This is a genomic window from Kitasatospora sp. NPDC001119 (assembly GCF_053598475.1).
In genome coordinates, this window is the sequence record NZ_JBSFKI010000013.1 from 82,494 (window position 1) to 99,215 (window position 16,722).

Consider the following 16,722-nt stretch of genomic DNA (forward strand, 5'->3'; position numbering starts at 1 on the left):
GTGTGCTTACCAGTCGGTGAACGTGTGCAACCGGGCCTTGCGGAGCCCCGCCCCGGCGGGAGGCCGCGGGCCCGGCCGTGAGCCGCGCCGGGCGTCGATTCCCACTGCCTTCGGGGCGGTTCGTACGAGAAAGCAAGGAAAGCCGAGACTGCCTTTTTCTCTGACGAGGGAGACACCCTTGAGCAAAGGTGTCACGTTAATACGATGGCCCATCGAGGCGGACAAACGGAATCACTGCCGAAAGGCGGGAATTCCCTGCCTGCTCGTCGTGGAGGCCGGCAATGACGCTCCCGTGTGCGTCGACCCCGGGGAGGACTGGATCAGGTCGCCGGCCCCGCGCGGGGACGTCGAGGCGCGCATCCAGGCGCTGTCCCAACGCGTGTACGGGCGCAGGGTCCCGACCGTCGACTCCACCGGGGTGCTCTGCTTCGGTGGCAACTCGGTCGCCATCTCCACCACCCAGGTGGGGATCATGGAGGAACTCGTCGCCCACTACGGCGAGGTGGTGTACCGGGCCGAGCTGGAGCAGCAGGTGGTCCGGGCCACCGGAGCGATCTCCAGGAACGCCCTGGACCTGCAGATCATGCGGCTGCGGAGGCGGATCTCCGAGGTCGGCCTCTGCATCCGGACGGTGTGGGGCCGCGGCTACATCCTGGAGGCGGACGGCCTGTGACCGGCGGCGCCGACCGCGGCTGACACCCCGCGCGGGCGGCACACCGCGAAGCCCGTACGCCGTACAGCCGGCACGCCGCCACCCCGGCGTGCGGCCGGTGCCCTCTGCCCGTACCTCACACGGGCAGAGGGCGTCCCGCCGGGCCGGGCTCAGGAGGCGTCGAGCGAGGCCTGGACGTCCGGGGTGATGTGCGGGTCGGCCTTGTCGATGCTCCAGGTGCCCGCGGTGTACGCGGGGATCTCGGCGACGGCCTCCGTCATCGGAACTCTCCTTCGAACGGTCGTGAGTCACAAGCCCCGCGGTGCGCGGGTCATCAGTACGACGGACCGTGAACCCGGAAGGTGACCGATGGATCAGCGCCAACTGCTGGCGGAATTCTTCGAGGAGAGCCGAACGGCGCTGCTGGGGCTCGCGTACCGCATCCTCGGCTCCCGGGAGGAGGCCGAGGACGCGGTGCAGGAGACCTGGCTGAGGCTGGACCGCGCCGACACCACGGCGGTGCGCAACCTGCCCGGCTGGATCCGCACCGTCGCCTCCCGGGTCTGCCTGGACGCGCTGCGCAGCCGGTCGGGGGGCCAACAGCGCTGCGGGGGCGAGGAGTTGACGCACACCTGCGGCCCCGGAGCGGAGGCGGACCCGGAACAGGAGGCGCTGGCGGCCGAGTCGGTGGGCCTCGCGCTGCGGGTGGTCCTGCACGCGCTGAGCCCGGCCGAGCGGGTCGCGTTCGTGCTGCACGACGTCTTCGGGGTGCCCTTCGACGAGATCGGCGCGCTCCTCGACCGCAGCCGGACCACCGCCAAGAAGCTGGCCAGCCGGGCCCGGCAGAAGGTGCGGTCCCCGCTGGAGCGGCACCCGGTGGAGCCGGAGCGCCACCGCGAGGCGGTGGCGGCCTTCCGGCTCGCGGCCGCCACCGGGGACACCGGGCTGATCGCCGCCGCCCTGGCGCCCGATGTGGTGCGGGCCGTCCCGGCCCCCGCCCGGCTGCCCCGACCAGCGCGGGCGGAGCGCCTCTTTCGCAAATCTTTTTCCGCCGAACGGCCCGGCCGGGGCCCGTGCCAGAGTCGGTGTGCGGCGGCCGAGGACCAGGCCGCGCACCAGGACGTACGCCGTGACCAGGACGTACACCGTGACCGAGGACAGCGCGACCGTCGGCTCCCGACGGGACGCCAGGAGGTTCCTCCCCATGCCCCCCACGCCCATGACGGGGGCCGGCGGCCGCACGACGGCCGGACCGGTCTCCGCGACCGCGTTCAGAACCCTGATGGCGGGCTTCCCCGCCGGCGTCGCCGTCATCACCGCCGCAGACGAGGCCGGCCGGCCGTACGGCACGACCTGCACGGCGATCTCCAGCGTGTCGGCCGACCCGCCCACCCTGCTGGTGTGCATGCAGCGCTCCAGCCGTACCCTCGCCGTCCTCGAACGGAGCGGCGGCTTCGCGGTGAACCTGCTCGACGACCGGGCCCGCGCCGTCGCCGAACTCTTCGCCGCCCGGGGGCCCGACCGCTTCGAGCACGTCGGGTGGACCGCCCGCCCGGACTGGGCCGGCCCGCACCTCGACCGGGCCGCGCACTCCGTCGCCGACTGCCGGATCACCGGCTCGGTGACCGTCGCCGACCACGTGGTGCTCTTCGGCGAGGTCTACCGGGCCGCCGCGGCGGACGACGGACGGCCGCGGCCGCTGGTCCACGGACTGCGCGCGTACTGGTCCCTCGGCGGCCGCGGCGCCCTGCCCGACGCACCACCGGACCCGACCACGGAGGCCCAGAGATGACGACCTACGGAATATCCCTGCTGCCCGACACCCCGCCGCTGGTGCGCAGCGCCGAGGAGTACTACGGCAACCTGCTGGCGGTGTCCGAACTGGCCGACGACCTCGGCCTCGAGTACGTCAAGATGACCGAGCACTACCTGCACGCCTACGGCGGCTACTGCCCCGACCCGCTCGCCTTCCTCTCCGCCGTCGCCGCGCGCACCAGCCGGGTGCGGCTGATGACCGGCGGCATCCAGGCCTCCTTCCACCACCCGATCCAGCTCGCGGCCCGCACCGCGCAGCTCGACGCGCTCAGCGGCGGCCGGCTGGACGTCGGCTTCGCCCGCGCCTTCCTGCCGTACGAGTTCGACGCCTTCGGTATCGACCTGGACAGCAGCAAGGACCGGTTCCGGGCGGTGGTGGACGCGGTGGTGCGGCTGTGGACCGAGTCCCGGGTGAGCGAGGACACCCCCTTCTTCCGCTACCGGGACGCCGACTCCCTCCCGCTGCCCACCCAGGACCCCCACCCCCCGGTGTGGGCCGCCGCGCTGATCACCCGCTCCAGCTTCGAGTGGATCGGCGACTCCGGCTACAACCTGCTGATCGCCTCCGCCCCCAGCCGCGAACAGGTCGGCCAGGTACGGGAGATGATCGACCTGTACCGGCAGCGCTTCGCCGCGGCGCCGAAGAACGCCGGCCGCCGGCCCCAGGTCGCGATCAGCGTCGCGCTGTACCTGGCCGACTCCGACGAGGAGGCCGTGGCGGAGGGCAACGCCGCGCTGCGCCGGCACTGGGACACCTTCGGCGCGGCCGCGGAGTCCTGGCGCGAGCGCAGCTCGACCTCCTACCAGGGCTACCGCGAGGCCATGGTCGACAAGCACCAGGCCGGCCCCAGCGAGGCGGCGGGCCTGGCGGTGATCGGCTCCCCGCGCAGCGCGGTCGAGCAACTGCGGCGCATCGAGGCCGAGTTGGGGACGGACGTGGTGCTGTTCCAGCTCGACTACGGCCAGCAGTCGCTGGAGAGCATGTCGCGCAGCCTGAAGCTGTTCGCCACCGAGGTCCGCCCGCGGCTGGGCGAGGCGCCGTGACCGCGCCCGTCCGTACGGTGGCCGCACCCGCGGCCGCGCGAGCCCGTACGGTCGCCGAACTGTTCGAGGAGCAGGCGGCGCTCCGCCCCGGGGCGACGGCCGTGCTGTACCGGGACACCGCGCTCGACTACGGCCGGCTCAACGCCCGGGCCAACCGGCTGGCCCGGCTGCTGATCGACCGCGGCGTCGGCCCGGACCACCTGGTGGCGCTGGCCGTGCCGCGCTCGCCCGAGCTGGTGGTGGCCCAGCTGGCCGTGCTCAAGGCGGGCGGCGCCTACCTGCCGCTCGATCCCCGCTACCCCGCGTCCCGCAAGGCCTTCATGGTGCGGGACGCGGCACCGCGGCTGCTGCTGCGCACCGCGGCCGCCCGGCCCGAGGGCGTGGAACTGGACGAGGTCGTGCTCGACTCCGCGGAGTGCGCGGCGGCCTGTGCCCGGTACGGCGACGGGAACGTCCGGCAGGACGAGCGCCTGGCTCCGCTGTCGCCGCACCACCTGCTGTACGTGATCTACACCTCCGGCTCCACCGGCACGCCGAAGGGCGTCGCCGTCCCCCAGGAGGGCGTCGCCGACCTGGTCGCCACCCAGGCGGAGCACCTGCGCCCGGCCCCCGGCGAGCGGGTGCTCTCCTGGGCCTCGGTCAGCTTCGACGCCGGGTTCTGGGACCTCTCGCTGGCCCTGCTGCACGGCGCCGCCCTGGTGGTCGCCGACGACGAGGACCTGCTGCCGGGCGACGCCCTGCACGGGACACTGGCCAGGCACGCGATCGACCACGCCACCCTGCCGCCCGCCGCGCTGAGCGTGACGGACAGTCAGAACGTGCTCCAGGGCGGCACGGTGACCTCCACCGGCGACGCCTGCACCCCCGCACTGCTGGGCGCCTGGGCGCCCGGGCGCCGGATGTTCAACGGCTACGGCCCCACCGAGGTGACCGTCGGCTGCACCCTCGCCGGGCCGATCGACGCGGCGGACGGGGTCGACATCGGCGTCCCCTGGACCGGGGCGCGGGTGTACGTGCTGGACGAGCGGCTGCGGCCGGTGGCCGACGGCGCGGAGGGCGAGCTCTACCTGGGCGGCTCCGGGCTGGCCCGCGGCTACGTCGGCCGCCCCGGGCTGACCGCGACCCGCTTCCTGCCCGACCCGTTCGGTCCCCCCGGCGCCCGGATGTACCGCTCGGGCGACCGCGGCCGGCGCGCCGCCGACGGCCGGTTCCACTTCGCCGGCCGGGCCGACGGACAGGTCAAACTACGGGGCTTCCGGGTCGAGTTGGGCGAGATCGAGGACCGGCTCACCCGGCAGCCCGACGTGGACCTGGCCGCGGTGCTGGTGCGGGGCGGACAGGCCGACGCGCGCCTGGTCGGCTACGTCACCCCGAGCCCCGGCGCCGCCCTCGACCCCGCGGCGCTGCGCGCCCGACTCGCCGACGTGCTGCCGGAGTTCATGGTGCCGGCCCGGATCGAGGTGCTCGACGCCTTCCCCACCACCCCGAACGGGAAGATCGACCGCGCCGCCCTGGACCGCACCGCGCCGGACCGTCCTGCCTCGGACCGTCCTGCCTCGGACCGTGCGACCGGATCCGACGGCGGCGCGGAGCCCGGTTCCCGGGAGGAGCGGCTGTACCGCACGATCGCCCGGCTGCTCGACCTGCCGCGGGTCGAGCCGGAGGCCAACTTCTTCGACCTGGGCGGCAATTCACTGCTGGCGGGGCGGCTGATCGGCGCGCTGCGCGAGGAGCTCGGGGTGCGCGTGCCGATCCGCTCGGTCCTCGCGGCACAGGACCTGCGGGAGATCGCCCGGGCCCTGCACGGGTGACAGACCACGAAGGGCCGCCCGGCGGGACCCCGCGCGGCGCGGCGAGGAAGGGAGATTCCGTGACCATCGACGACGCGACCGGTTCCGCAACCGATTCCGCCGGCGACCCCGCCGGCGGCTCCGCGACCGGGCAGCTCACCCGCTTCCCCATCCTGAAGGAGCCCGCCTGCCCCTTCGACCCGCCCTCCGCCATGCGCGAGCTCGGCGCCGGCCCGGTCCGGGTCCGGCTCTGGGACGGCAGCACCCCCTGGCTGGTCACCGGCTACGACCTCGGGCGCAAGCTCCTGGTCGACCCCCGGGTCAGCGCCGACTCGACCAGGTCCGGCTACCCGCACTTCGACCTGGGCAGCCGCGAACGGCGCAAGGACGGCCGCTCCTTCGTCGCCCTCGACGACCCCGAGCACGCCCGCCAGCGCCGGATGGTCTCCCCGCCCTTCGCGATCCGCAACATCGACGCGCTCAAGGACGAGGTCGCCGACATCGTCAACGGGCTCATCGACGAGTTCCTCACCCGGCCCCGGCCCGCCGACCTGGTCGGCGGCCTCGCCTTCCCGACCTCCACCAAGGTGATCTGCCGGATGCTCGGCGTCCCGTACGCCGACCACGAGTTCTTCCAGGACGAGAGCACCCGGATGCTGCACCGGGACAGCTCGCCCGACATGGTGGTCGGCGCCCAGGAGGCGCTGCGCGGCTACCTGCGGGAGTTGATCGACCGCCAGCTGCGCGAGCCCGCCGACGGCCTGATCTCCGAGGTGATCGAGACCCAGGTCCGCCCCGGCGCGCTCAGCCCCGAGCAGCTGTCGTACATCTCCATGACGCTGCTGGTCGCCGGCCTGGAGACCACCGGGAACATGATCGCCCTCGGCACGCTGGCCCTGCTGCGCAACCCCGAGCAGCTGGCGGTGCTGCGGGAGACCGACGACCCGGGCGTGGTCAACCGCGCCGTCGACGAGCTGCTGCGCTACCTCAACATCTCGCACTCCGGGCGCCGCCGGGTCGCCCTGGAGGACATCACCGTCGGCGACGTCGTCATCCGGGCCGGCGAGGGCATCATCCTGACCAGCGAACTGGCCAACCGGGACCCGGACAACTTCCCCGACCCGGACCGCCTCGACATCACCCGGGACGCCGCGCACCACCTGGCGTTCGGCTTCGGCCCCCACCACTGTCTGGGCCGCCCGCTGGCCGTCCTCGAACTCCAGACCGTCTACGGCACGCTCTACCGGCGGATCCCCACGCTGCGCCTGGCCATCGACTTCGCCGACGTCCCGTTCAAGTACGACGGCGTGGCCTACGGCGTCCGCGAGCTCCCGGTCACCTGGTAGCGGCGGGAGGCCCCGATGAGCGACTCGTACGGGCCCGCGACGGCGGGCGGCGGCATCGTGGTGGTCGGGGCCGGGCTGGCCGGCCCGGTCGCCGCGCTCTACCTGGCCCGGCGCCACGGCCGGGTGACCGTCCTGGAACGGCACGCGGACCCCCGGCGGATCCCGGCCGGACAGGGCCGGTCGCTGATGGTGATCCTCTCCGAGCGGGGCCGGCGGGTGCTGCGGGAACTCGGCCTGGAAGCGGCGGTGCGGCGGATCTGCGCGCCGATCACCGGCCGGTGCGGGCACCTGCCGGACGGCACCACCGCCGTCACCCCGTACAGCCGGGACGGCGCGGCGATCTGGGCGGTCGAGCGGCAGGCGCTGCACCGGCTGCTGCTGGACGCGGCCGAGGCCGAGCCGGGGGTCGACCTGCGCTTCGACCACCCGGTGCTGGCCGTCGACCCGGCGGCGCCCGCGCTGCTGGTCGGGGCGGGCGGCGCCGAGCGGTGGGTGCGGTGCCGGCACGTCATCGGCTGCGACGGCGTCCACTCGGCGGTGCGCGGCGCCCTCGTCGAGCGGGGCGCCCGGGCGCGGGTGAGCACCCTGGAACTGGCCTACCAGGAGATCGTCCTGGACCTGCCCGACTGCGACCGCGGGGTGATGCACTACTGGCCGGCCGGGGACGCGCTGTTCGGGGCGTTCCCGCAGGTGTCCAGCCGGCGCTTCGCGGGCTCGGTGTTCTTCCGCCGGGAGGGCCCGCGCCCGTCCTACCGGGCCGCGGTCGGCGGGCGGGCCCTGGCCGAGCAGTTCGCCGCCGTCTTCCCCCGGCTGGCGGCCGGAATCCCGGACCTGGAGGAGCAGTTGGGCGCCAAGCCGGTCTCCGCCGTCCGGCTCACCCGGTGCGACCGGTGGGTCCTGGGCGGCACGGCCGCGCTGGTCGGCGACTCCTGCCACGCGATGGCGCCGTTCATGGGCCAGGGCATGAACGCCGCCTTCGAGGACGTCCGCACCCTGGTCGCCTGCCTGGACCGGGAGCGGGACTGGGAACGGGCCTTCGCCGCGTACGAGCGGATCCGCAAGGGCGACGGCGACGCGATCGCGGACATCTCCTACCGGCACTACTGGACGATGTCCCGGCTGCCGGACCCCAGGCACGAGGCGGAGGAGGCCATCGCGCGCCGACTGGTCGACCTGATGCCGGAGCGGTTCCGGCCCCTGTACGAGCGCTGCGCGTTCAGCGAGGAGAGCTACTCCCTGGCGCTCACCGAGGAGCACCGGCTGCGCGAGCTGGCCCGGCGGATCCTCAGCCGGCACGGCGCCGGCGCCGCCGAGCTGCCCGACCCGCAGCTGCGGGCCTTCGCCGGGGCAGGCTGAGCCGCGCGGTCTGCTCGGCCCGCTCTGCCTGCCCGGTCCGCCAGATCTGCACGAGCCGCGTGAACTGTGGTGTCACCAGCCGGAACTGACGGGAGATCAACGATGATTCTGGTCGTTTTCAGGTCGCGCTTCTCGGAGCAGTACGACCACGAGTACGAGACCACGGAGGACTACCTCGCCAAGAAGGTGCGGGCGGTCTACGGGGACGACCTCGTCCAGGTCAAGAACTACGAGACCGAGGACGGCGAACGCCTCGCCCTGGTGTGGTGGCGCGACCCCGAGACGCTGGCGCGGTGGCGCGCCGACGTGGAGCACCACAACGCCCAGCAGCAGGGGAAGGAGAAGTGGTACGCGTTCTACGAGTTGACCGTCGCCGAGGTGATCCGGACCAGCTCGACCCTGGAGCCCGAGGCGTACCCGGCGCCCTGAGCCCGCTGTCCCGGCCCCCGGCGGGCGCCGTCACAGGGCGGCGAGGACCGCGCGCGTCGCCTCCCGGGTGCTCAGCGTGCCACCGAGGTCCGGGGTGGTCCGTCCGGCCGCGATCGATCCGGCGACAGCCGCCTCGGTCGCGGCCGCCTCCGTGTCGTGGCCGAGGTGGCGCAGCAGCAGCGCGGCGGTCAGCAGGCAGGCGAAGGGGTTGGCGACGCCCCGGCCCGCGATGTCCGGCGCCGAGCCGTGCACCGGCTCGAACATCCCGAAGCCGCTCTCCGGGTTGAGGCTCGCCGAGGGCGCCAGCCCGATCCCGCCCGCCAGCGCGGCCGCGAGGTCGCTGAGGATGTCGCCGTGCGAGTTGCTGGCCACGATGACGTCGAACCGCTCGGGCTCGGTGACCAGCTTCATCGCGGCGGCGTCGACGTACAGGTGCCGGGTGGTCGTGTCGGGATGCCGCTCGGCGGCCCGCCGCCAGCACTCCTGCCACAGCCGGCCGCCGGCCCGCACCGCGTTGGCCTTGTCCACCAGGCAGACCTCCCGGCGGGCGGTGGCGAAGGCGAAGTCCAGGATCCGGGAGACGCCGTGCCGGGTGTTGACGTCCGCGTCGACGGCCACCTCGTGGTCGGAGGAGGCGCGGAGGTTCCCGCCGATGCCGCTGTAGAGCCCCTCGGTGTTCTCCCGGACGATCACGCAGTCCAGGGCGCGCCGGGCCGGGTCCCGCAGCGGGCTGAGCCGGTCGTGCCACAGGCGCACCGGCCGGTAGTTGGCGTACAGGTCGAAGGCGTAGCGCAGCTCCAGCAGGACGTCGCGCACGTACCCGGTGTGCTCCAGGTCCGGCCGCCCGATCGCGCCGAGCAGCACCGCGCCGCTCGCCGCCACCCGGGCCAGGTCCGCCTCGCCCAGTGCCACGCCCTCCCGGCGGTAGCGCTCCGCGCCCACGTGGTCCAGCACGTCGACGTCCAGTCCCAGGCCGAACGCCTCGACCAGCCCCAGCGCGGACTCGACCACCTCGGGGCCGATGCCGTCGCCCGGGATCACACTGATGGCAGCCACGGCCGACCCTTCCTCGCGGCGGACAGGACCAACTCCGCCCGGCCGGTGCGCAGTTCCGGCCGGGCCCAGGCCCAGGCTAGGCGCCGCAACCGTCCGTACCCCCGGTTCTGTCGCGCTTCATTCACCCGGCGGCCGCCGTTGGCGCGGGCGGCGGGGATTCCCGGCTCCGGGTGCCCGGGTACGGATCGGTACGATCCCTGTATGGGTGGTGCGCGGGAAGAGGCCTGGGACGCCGATGCGGCGGAGCGGGCGGTGGCGGTGCTGAAGGCGGTGGCCGACCCGTCGCGGTACCGGCTGCTGTGGGCGCTGAGCCGCCGGGAGCTGCCGGTGAGCGAGCTGGCCGAGCTGCTGGGGGCGCACGTCGCGGCGACCTCGCAGCACCTGGCGAAGCTCCGGGCGGCCGGGCTGGTGGTGGCACGGCGGGAGGGGACCCGGATCTTCTACCGGGCCACCGAGGTGCGCGGGCTGCTCACCGAGGCCGCGCTGATCGCCCACGACCTGCCCGACCGCCGCGACGGCGGCGACGACGGCGCCGCCCCGGCCGGTGCGACCGCGCCGCAGCCCTTCGCCCGCGCGGCCCGCGCGGTGCGCCGCCGCCCGGCGACGGGCTGAGCCCTCAGCGCTCCGGGGCGTCCAGCCGGTACTCCTGCCGGTCGGCGTCGTACGCGAAGAGCCCCGCGTAGCGGCCCCAGTCGGTCGCCGTCTCCAGCTGCCGGTCGGTCTGTTCGACGGTGTAGTGGCGGCCGAGCAGGTCGCGCAGGAAGCCGGTGCGGACGGTGGCGCCGGGCCGGTCGCCGAGGCTGTTGGCGATCAGCTTGATCAGCGGGACCTCCAGGGCCGCGGCGGCGAAGAGGGCGCGGGAGTCCTGGGCGTCGGCCCCGGTGTAGGCGGCGCCGGCGTCGGTGAGCAGCAGGTCGTCGCCGTGGACCTCGGCGAAGCCGAGCAGGTCGAGGGCGTCGACCTGGGGGAGCAGGTCGTCGATGTCCAGGCCGAGCTCGTCGGCGAGGCCGGCCAGGTCGCAGCCGCCGCCCCGGTGGGCGATCGTCTCGGCGAGACCGGAGAGGCCGTCGACGCCGGCGGTGGGCAGCGGGGTGCTGGCGACGGTGCGGCGGTCGGGGTCGGGGCCCGGCTGGTCGGTGCGGCCGGGCGCCCGGGTGTCCTTGGGGCGGCCGGTCATGATCCGGTACACCCGGTCCACCCGCTCGTCGAAGGCGGCCGAGTCGCGGTCGCGCGGCCGTTCCAGGTCGACCTCGACGGTCTCCCGGATGGTCCCGTACGGGCGGGCGCCGAGGACCACGACGCGGTCGGCCATCAGCACCGCCTCCTCGATGTTGTGGGTGACCAGCACGACGGCCCGGGTCGGGAACTGGCCGGAGTCCCACAGCTCCATCAGCTCGCCGCGCAGGTTCTCGGCGGTGAGCACGTCGAGGGCCGAGAACGGCTCGTCCATCATCAGCACGTCCGGTTCGACGACCAGCGCCCGGGCGAAGCCGACCCGCTGGCGCATGCCGCCGGAGAGCTCCTTGGGGTAGGCGGACCCGAAGCCGGTGAGGCCGATCAGGTCGATGGCCTGGGCGGCGGCCCGGGCGCGCTCCCGGGGCGGCACCCCGCGGGCCTCCAGGCCGAGCTCGACGTTCTGCCGGACGGTCAGCCAGGGCAGCAGCGCGAAGGTCTGGAAGACCAGCGCGGTGCCGGGGTTGGCGCCGGTGAGCGGGGTGCCGCGGTAGCGGACGGCGCCGGAGCTGGGCGGGATCAGGCCAGCCAGGCAGCGCAGCAGGGTGGACTTGCCGGAGCCCGAGCGGCCGAGCACGGCGACGATCTCGCCGGCCCGCACGGTCAGGTCGATGCCGGAGAGCACCGGCAGTTCGCCGGCGGCCCCGGCGTAGGCCTTGGTCAGGCCGACGGTTTCCAGCAGGACCTCGTCGTCCGGGCGCGGGGCGTCGTCGTGCGGGACGTCCCCGCGCGGGACGGGCGCGGGCTCGACGGGCGCGGGCTCGGCGGGGCGGCGGCGGAAGGGGAAGCGCATCGGCGGACTCCGGACTACAGCGAGTAGCGGCGCTCGGCCAGCCGGTACAGCCGGCGCCAGAGCAGACGGTTGAGGACGACGACGTACAGGCTCATCACCGCGACCCCGGCGAGCAGGCGCGGGTGGTCGCCGTGCTCGGCGGCCCGGGCGATGTACGCGCCGAGGCCGGTCGCGGTGAGCGTGGTGGAGCCGAAGGTGACCACCTCGGCGACGATGGAGGCGTTCCAGGCGCCGCCGGAGGCGGTGATGCCGCCGGTGACGTACGCCGGGAAGATCCCGGGGATGATCAGCCGCCGCCAGCGCTGCCGGCCGCGCACGCCGAGATCGTCCATCGCCTCGCGCAGGTCGGCGGGGACGGCCATGGCCCCGGCGATGGCGTTGAACAGGATGTACCACTGGGAGCCGAGGGCCATCAGCAGGATGCCGCCGAGGTCGATCGACACCCCGGTGCGCAGCAGCAGCCAGACCACCAGCGGGAAGACGAAGTTGGCCGGGAAGCCGGCCAGCACCTGGACGACGGGCTGGGCGATCCTGGTCAGCCGGGGCGAGAAGCCGATCCGCACGCCGATCGGCACCCAGACCACGGTGGCCACCGCGACCAGCACGACCACCCGGGCGAGGGTGGCGAGCCCGAGCAGCAGCGGCTCGCCGAACACGCCGAGGCCGGTGCGGTCGGCGAGGTAGCGGCCGAGGTCGACGAGGCCCCAGAGCACGATGCCGCCCGAGACGAGGCCGAAGGCCACGTCCCCGGCCCGCCGCCGGCCGGGGTGGACGGCCGGCGGGCGCTCGGCGGTGCCGAACACCCGCCCGGCCCGGTTCAGGGCCCGGCCGACGGGCCGCAGCACCCGGCCGAGCGCGTCGGGCAGGCGGGAGCGGCGCAGCAGGTCCAGCACGACCGAGCGCTGCACCTCGGTGGCCTCGGACTGCTCGTTCTTGAACCGTTCGGCCCAGGCGGTGAGCGGCCGCCAGAACAGGAAGTTGACGCCGACCACCAGCACCACCATGGTGGCGATCGCCCAGCCGACCCGGCCCAGGTCCCCGGCGGCGATGGCCGCGCCCGCGTACGAGCCGACCCCGGGCAGCGCGTACCGCTGGCCGTCCACGGTGATCGCCTCGGAGGCGACCAGGAAGAACCAGCCGCCGCCGAAGCCGAGCATGCCGTTCCAGACCAGGCCGATCATGCCCGAGGGCAGTTCGACCTTCCAGAACCGCGTCCACCGGCTGAACCCGAACGAGCGGGACAGCTCGTCGAGTTCGGGCGGCAGCGAGACCAGCGCCTGGTAGAAGGCGAAGGTCATGTTCCAGGCCTGGGAGGTGAAGATGGCGAACACGGCGGCGCACTCCAGGCCGAGCATCGAGCCGGGGAAGAGCGCGAGGAAGCCGGAGACGGCGACGCTCAGGAAGGCGAGCACCGGCACCGACTGGAGGATGTCCAGCGCCGGGATCAGCACCCGCTCCAGCCGGCGGCTGCGGGCGGCCGCGTAGGCGTAGCCGAAGGTGAAGACGACCGAGACGGCGAGCGCGGTGAACATCCGCAGCAGCGAGCGCAGCGCGTCGTACGGCAGCCGGGCCGGGTCGGTGTCGACGGCCGCGTCCCGGGCGGTGGAGAACCGGAGGGTGCCGCCCTGGCCGAGGCGCAGCCCCAGGTAGAGCAGCACCAGCACGGCGGCCGCGACGACCAGGTCCACCCACACCCGACCGCCGAGGCGGCTCGCCGTCCGGGCGGGCAGCGAGCCCCGGGACAGGGCCGGGACGGACTTCGGCAGGGTCATGGCGGTACCTCCGGCGCAAACCCGGGCAGTCTGCTCCCTCGGTACGTCCGTACGCAAACCCGTCCCGCGTTTCGAGGACCGCTGCCCGGGCCCCGCCGGTCGCTACCGGGTGGGAGCGGCCCCGGTGTGCCGCCGGGCCGCGGTGACCAGCAGCCGGGCGGTGCGGACGGGCAGGTCCAGGTGCCGGGCGATCCACTGCGGGTCGTGCCCGTGGGTGGCGAACACCCAGGCGGTATAGAGCCGGCTCAGGCCGGGCGCGCCGGGGGCGAGCAGCAGCGGGCGGACCTGCTCCATCGGGAAGCCGTCCAGCGAGCGGGCGCTGAACCACTGGGCGTCGTCGCGGAACGGCCGGGCCCCCGCCGCCGCGGCCGCGCCCGCCCGCCGCCGGCTGGTGGCCAGCAGCAGGGCGAGCAGCAGCCCGGCGGTCGAGGCGCCGATGAGCGTGCCGGACAGGAAGAGCCGCAGGGGGTGGGGCGCGAGGGCGACGGCGAGGCCCTCGGCGGTGATCAGCAGTAGGACGCCGCACAGCGCGGTCCCTCTGCCGGTCCTGGGGAACAGGGCGGTTCGGGTCATCGCGGGGGTCCTCCTTCGGACGGTCGTCGGGTCCTTCGGTGGTGGGGTCGGGCGGTCAGGTCAGGTCAGGTCAGGTCAGGTCAGGTCAGGTCAGGTCGGGTCAGGTCCGGCCGGCGGCGTCAGGCGGTCCGGGCCAGCCGGGGGTCGTACTTGTAGCCGATCTGCCGGACGGTGGCGATCGCCTCCCGGTGCCCGGGGCCGAGCTTGCGCCGGATCCGGGCGATGTGGGTGGCGACGGTGCGGGAGTCGCCGCTGTCCGGGCGCCCCCAGACGTTCTCCATCAGCTGGCGCCGGGAGTGCACCCGCAGCGGGTTGCCGACCAGGTGGGCGAGCAGCTCGAACTCCAGGTACGGCATGGTGACGGGGCGGCCCTCGACGGTGACGGTGCGCTGCTCGGTGTCCACCACCAGGCCGGGCGCGGGAGCCGGCCGCGGGGCCGGGCGCCGGGCGGGCGCGGGGTGGTCCGAGAAGAGGGCGTCGAGCCTGGGGTAGCGCAGGGCCATGGCGGAGGGGCTCCTTCGGGGTCTGGGCGGCCGGGGCGACCGGGGTGGACGGGGCGGGCGGCGCGGACGGGGCGGGGGTGCGGGCGGAGCGGGAGCGCCGCTCCGCCCGCTCAGCGGCCGGGGTGCCAGGTGGCCTCCAGCCGGGCCGTCCCGTCCGGCGCCGGGACGGTCCGCCAGCGGGCCCGCAGCCCGCCGGTGCCCGCGGCCGCCGGGCCGCCGCCCCCGCCCGCCGGGCCGGCGGCCGGAGCCGGGGCGGCCCGGAGGACGCTGTTGTCGAGGGGGCTCGCCGCCAGGCGTCGGCCGACGGCGGCGAGGGTGGAGCGCAGTCGGCCCCGGTCGGTGGACGGACGGGTGGGCCGGAAGACGGCGACGATGGTCATGGCAGGTCACCTCCGTGACAGGACAACGGGCAGGGCGTGCGCGGAGCCGGTCGGCTCAGTGGTTCAGCGCGGTCTGGACGATCTTGACGACGACCATCGCCATCGCGATCAGCAGGTAGGCGCGCAGGGCGCCCATGCCGACCTTGCGGGCGGTGGACAGCACCGGCTTGTCGAGGGTCTCCAGCGGGGGCATCCGCCAGTTCTCCCGGCCGGTGCGGTCGACCGGGTCCTCCTTGGTGCCGCGGCGCCCGAAGGTGAAGAAGTACCCGGCGACGAGCACACCGGCGACGCCGCAGCCGGCCATGATCCACAGGATCGCGTCGGAGCTGATGTCCGGCCAGACCACGGCGGCGGTGAGGATCAGCGAGAGCATCACCAGGACGCCGACCACCGCCGAGGTGAAGGCGTTGGTCCTCGGCCCGTTCGTCCAGGGCCCCAGTACGGCGCGGTCGTTGCAGAGCAGCAGCAGGAAGACGGTCGCGGAGGGCAGCAGCACCCCGGCCAGCACCTGGACGAACTGGGTCATCAGGCCCTGGGTGTAGTCGGTGGAGAGCAGCGTGATCGCCGCGGCCGCGACCACCAGGCCCGCGTAGATCCCGTAGAAGCCCTTGGCGCCCTTCACCCCGCGGTGCAGCGAGTGCTTGATGCCGAAGACGTCGCCGATCGCGTACGCGGTGGACAGCGACACCGCGAAGGCGCCGATGATCGAGGCGTCCAGCAGGGCTATCGCGAACAGCACGCCGGCCAGGTGCCCGGCCTTGTCCTCGATGCCCCGGGCGACGGCGGCCGCGTCGGAGAACTGGCCGAAGCCGTCGGTGCCCGCGAAGGCGGCGGCGGTGAGGCCCATCATGGCGGCGGCGCCGACGATGACGATCACGATGCCGATCCAGAGGTCGGCCTTCTCGTACTTCATGAAGCGCGGGGTGATCCGCTTGTCGATGACGTACGACTGCTGGAAGAACAGCTGCCAGGGCGCCACGGTGGTGCCGACGATGGAGACGATCACCAGCATCACGGCCGCGAGCTGACCGGACCCGCCCGGCATGCTCGGGACGACGAAGTCGTGCGCCATCTGCGAGGTCTTCGGGTGGACCATGAAGTAGATCGGCACCAGCAGCAGCGAGCCCAGGCAGAGCGCCACGGCGACCCGCTCGAAGCGCCGGAACGAGCCGGTGAAGGCCGAGGCGATGATGATTCCGGCCGCCAGCACCACCGAAGCGGCCTTCGGCAGGCCGAGGTACCCGGCCGCGAGCGTGACCCCGATGAACTCGGTGACCAGGGTCAGCGCGTTGAGCAGGAAGAGGTCGATCACGCTGAACGCGCCCCAGAACTTGCCGAAGCGCTCCAGGATCAGCCGGGCGTGCCCGACCCCGGTGACGGCGCCGAGCCGCAGCACCATCTCCTGGTTGACGTAGAGCACCGGGACCAGCATCAGCAGCGTCCACAGCAGCTGGGTGCCGTAGTTCTGCCCGGCCTGCCCGTAGGTGGAGAAGGCGCCGGCGTCGTTGTCGCCGACCATCACGATCAGGCCGGGCCCGATGATCGCGAGCAGGGTCTTCAGCCGCGCCGACAGGCCGTGGCGGGGCGTGGTGTCGTCGAGTCGGATGGTGCCGAGCGCACCCTTGATGTCGCCGACGTGGGCGTCGTCCAGGACGGCCGAACGCGGCTCGGGGACAGTGGAGTTGAGAGTGGCGTGGGTGGTCATGGTGGTTTCCTCCCTGGGCCCCGGACAGGCGGGGCGGTTCGGAGGCAGGCGGCAGCGCTCCCTGCAAGCGGACACGGCGCATCGGCGCGCGGCTGCGCGGCCCGTACGGAGGTGTGCGGGCACGGCGGAGCCTCGTGCGGACGTGGCGTGGACGTCGTGGCTGACGGATCGTCAGGACGTGGTGCAGGGAAGGTTGTTACCGCATGCCGGAGGTGTACGAGGGCAAGCGGGGGTAGGGGCAACTGTGGCCCGGACTACTGCAATCCATGTCTCTC

Annotated in this window: 15 protein-coding genes and 1 pseudogene; 9 read left to right on the forward strand and 7 right to left on the reverse strand. The window is 74.2% G+C overall.

Annotation, left to right across the window (positions count from 1 at the left end; translation table 11 throughout):
* Positions 1-292: 292 nt before the first annotated feature.
* The 8 genes and pseudogenes from ACWDD9_RS18040 to ACWDD9_RS18075 all read left to right on the forward strand — a co-directional run bounded on the left by ACWDD9_RS18040 (position 293) and on the right by ACWDD9_RS18075 (position 8,432).
* A complete protein-coding gene (locus ACWDD9_RS18040; protein WP_198959425.1) occupies positions 293-673 on the forward strand; it encodes a winged helix-turn-helix domain-containing protein in 381 nt (126 codons plus the stop codon).
* 348 nt (positions 674-1,021) lie between these two features.
* Positions 1,022-1,453: pseudogene (locus ACWDD9_RS18045) on the forward strand (sigma-70 family RNA polymerase sigma factor); the annotation flags it as partial.
* A 403-nt stretch (positions 1,454-1,856) separates the two neighbouring features.
* A complete protein-coding gene (locus tag ACWDD9_RS18050; RefSeq protein WP_241853013.1) occupies positions 1,857-2,444 on the forward strand; it encodes a flavin reductase family protein in 588 nt (195 codons plus the stop codon).
* Positions 2,441-3,511, forward strand: a complete 1,071-nt coding sequence (locus ACWDD9_RS18055) for an LLM class flavin-dependent oxidoreductase (protein ID WP_049649200.1) — start codon at positions 2,441-2,443, stop codon at positions 3,509-3,511. The genes ACWDD9_RS18050 and ACWDD9_RS18055 overlap by 4 nt, the downstream gene beginning before the upstream one ends.
* Positions 3,508-5,322, forward strand: a complete 1,815-nt coding sequence (locus tag ACWDD9_RS18060; protein WP_449812013.1) for a non-ribosomal peptide synthetase — start codon at positions 3,508-3,510, stop codon at positions 5,320-5,322. Before ACWDD9_RS18055 ends, ACWDD9_RS18060 begins: the two co-directional genes overlap by 4 nt.
* Positions 5,323-5,387: 65 nt before the next feature.
* Positions 5,388-6,647: a cytochrome P450 gene (locus ACWDD9_RS18065; RefSeq protein WP_449812094.1), complete on the forward strand. Its 1,260-nt coding sequence runs from the start codon at positions 5,388-5,390 to the stop codon at positions 6,645-6,647.
* A 15-nt stretch (positions 6,648-6,662) separates the two neighbouring features.
* The gene (locus ACWDD9_RS18070) at positions 6,663-8,003 is read left to right on the forward strand and encodes an FAD-dependent oxidoreductase (RefSeq protein ID WP_449812014.1); all 1,341 of its coding nucleotides are present in this window, start codon (positions 6,663-6,665) and stop codon (positions 8,001-8,003) included.
* 102 nt (positions 8,004-8,105) lie between these two features.
* Positions 8,106-8,432 (forward strand): antibiotic biosynthesis monooxygenase family protein, encoded by a 327-nt coding sequence (locus ACWDD9_RS18075; protein WP_049656274.1) that lies wholly within the window; start codon positions 8,106-8,108, stop codon positions 8,430-8,432.
* 30 nt (positions 8,433-8,462) lie between these two features.
* Here the strand turns inward: ACWDD9_RS18075 and ACWDD9_RS18080 are convergent, their stop codons facing one another.
* Positions 8,463-9,488 (reverse strand): isocitrate/isopropylmalate dehydrogenase family protein, encoded by a 1,026-nt coding sequence (locus ACWDD9_RS18080; protein ID WP_449812015.1) that lies wholly within the window; start codon positions 9,486-9,488, stop codon positions 8,463-8,465.
* Between the two features lie 201 nt (positions 9,489-9,689).
* Between ACWDD9_RS18080 and ACWDD9_RS18085 the strand changes: the two genes are divergently transcribed.
* Entirely contained in the window at positions 9,690-10,100 is a 411-nt protein-coding gene (locus ACWDD9_RS18085) for an ArsR/SmtB family transcription factor (RefSeq protein ID WP_049656270.1), read from the forward strand.
* Between the two features lie 4 nt (positions 10,101-10,104).
* Here the strand turns inward: ACWDD9_RS18085 and ACWDD9_RS18090 are convergent, their stop codons facing one another.
* The 6 genes from ACWDD9_RS18090 to ACWDD9_RS18115 form a co-directional block, all read right to left on the reverse strand.
* Positions 10,105-11,514 carry an ABC transporter ATP-binding protein gene (locus ACWDD9_RS18090; RefSeq protein WP_449812016.1) on the reverse strand — a complete coding sequence of 470 codons (1,410 nt, stop codon included), beginning with the start codon at positions 11,512-11,514 and terminating at the stop codon, positions 10,105-10,107.
* A gap of 14 nt (positions 11,515-11,528) precedes the next feature.
* Positions 11,529-13,286: an ABC transporter permease gene (locus tag ACWDD9_RS18095; protein ID WP_449812017.1), complete on the reverse strand. Its 1,758-nt coding sequence runs from the start codon at positions 13,284-13,286 to the stop codon at positions 11,529-11,531.
* A 102-nt stretch (positions 13,287-13,388) separates the two neighbouring features.
* Complete coding sequence (locus ACWDD9_RS18100; protein WP_053112287.1) at positions 13,389-13,859, reverse strand: hypothetical protein; 471 nt, start codon at positions 13,857-13,859, stop codon at positions 13,389-13,391.
* A 119-nt stretch (positions 13,860-13,978) separates the two neighbouring features.
* A complete protein-coding gene (locus tag ACWDD9_RS18105; protein WP_049656267.1) occupies positions 13,979-14,362 on the reverse strand; it encodes a winged helix-turn-helix domain-containing protein in 384 nt (127 codons plus the stop codon).
* A 110-nt stretch (positions 14,363-14,472) separates the two neighbouring features.
* Positions 14,473-14,742 carry a hypothetical protein gene (locus ACWDD9_RS18110; protein WP_117490555.1) on the reverse strand — a complete coding sequence of 90 codons (270 nt, stop codon included), beginning with the start codon at positions 14,740-14,742 and terminating at the stop codon, positions 14,473-14,475.
* Between the two features lie 55 nt (positions 14,743-14,797).
* The gene (locus ACWDD9_RS18115) at positions 14,798-16,447 is read right to left on the reverse strand and encodes an NRAMP family divalent metal transporter (RefSeq protein ID WP_117490557.1); all 1,650 of its coding nucleotides are present in this window, start codon (positions 16,445-16,447) and stop codon (positions 14,798-14,800) included.
* Positions 16,448-16,722 lie beyond the last annotated feature (275 nt).

What these genes read in the sequence shown, in the direction of transcription:
- ACWDD9_RS18050 (WP_241853013.1), top strand. Translation starts at nt 1,857, where the DNA reads ATGCCCCCCACGCCCATGACGGGGGCCGGCGGCCGCACGACGGCCGGA.
- ACWDD9_RS18055 (WP_049649200.1), top strand. Translation starts at nt 2,441, where the DNA reads ATGACGACCTACGGAATATCCCTGCTGCCCGACACCCCGCCGCTGGTG.
- ACWDD9_RS18070 (WP_449812014.1), top strand. Translation starts at nt 6,663, where the DNA reads ATGAGCGACTCGTACGGGCCCGCGACGGCGGGCGGCGGCATCGTGGTG.
- ACWDD9_RS18075 (WP_049656274.1), top strand. Translation starts at nt 8,106, where the DNA reads ATGATTCTGGTCGTTTTCAGGTCGCGCTTCTCGGAGCAGTACGACCAC.
- ACWDD9_RS18085 (WP_049656270.1), top strand. Translation starts at nt 9,690, where the DNA reads ATGGGTGGTGCGCGGGAAGAGGCCTGGGACGCCGATGCGGCGGAGCGG.
- ACWDD9_RS18090 (WP_449812016.1), bottom strand. Translation starts at nt 11,514, where the DNA reads ATGCGCTTCCCCTTCCGCCGCCGCCCCGCCGAGCCCGCGCCCGTCGAG.
- ACWDD9_RS18095 (WP_449812017.1), bottom strand. Translation starts at nt 13,286, where the DNA reads ATGACCCTGCCGAAGTCCGTCCCGGCCCTGTCCCGGGGCTCGCTGCCC.
- ACWDD9_RS18100 (WP_053112287.1), bottom strand. Translation starts at nt 13,859, where the DNA reads ATGACCCGAACCGCCCTGTTCCCCAGGACCGGCAGAGGGACCGCGCTG.
- ACWDD9_RS18105 (WP_049656267.1), bottom strand. Translation starts at nt 14,362, where the DNA reads ATGGCCCTGCGCTACCCCAGGCTCGACGCCCTCTTCTCGGACCACCCC.
- ACWDD9_RS18110 (WP_117490555.1), bottom strand. Translation starts at nt 14,742, where the DNA reads ATGACCATCGTCGCCGTCTTCCGGCCCACCCGTCCGTCCACCGACCGG.
- ACWDD9_RS18115 (WP_117490557.1), bottom strand. Translation starts at nt 16,447, where the DNA reads ATGACCACCCACGCCACTCTCAACTCCACTGTCCCCGAGCCGCGTTCG.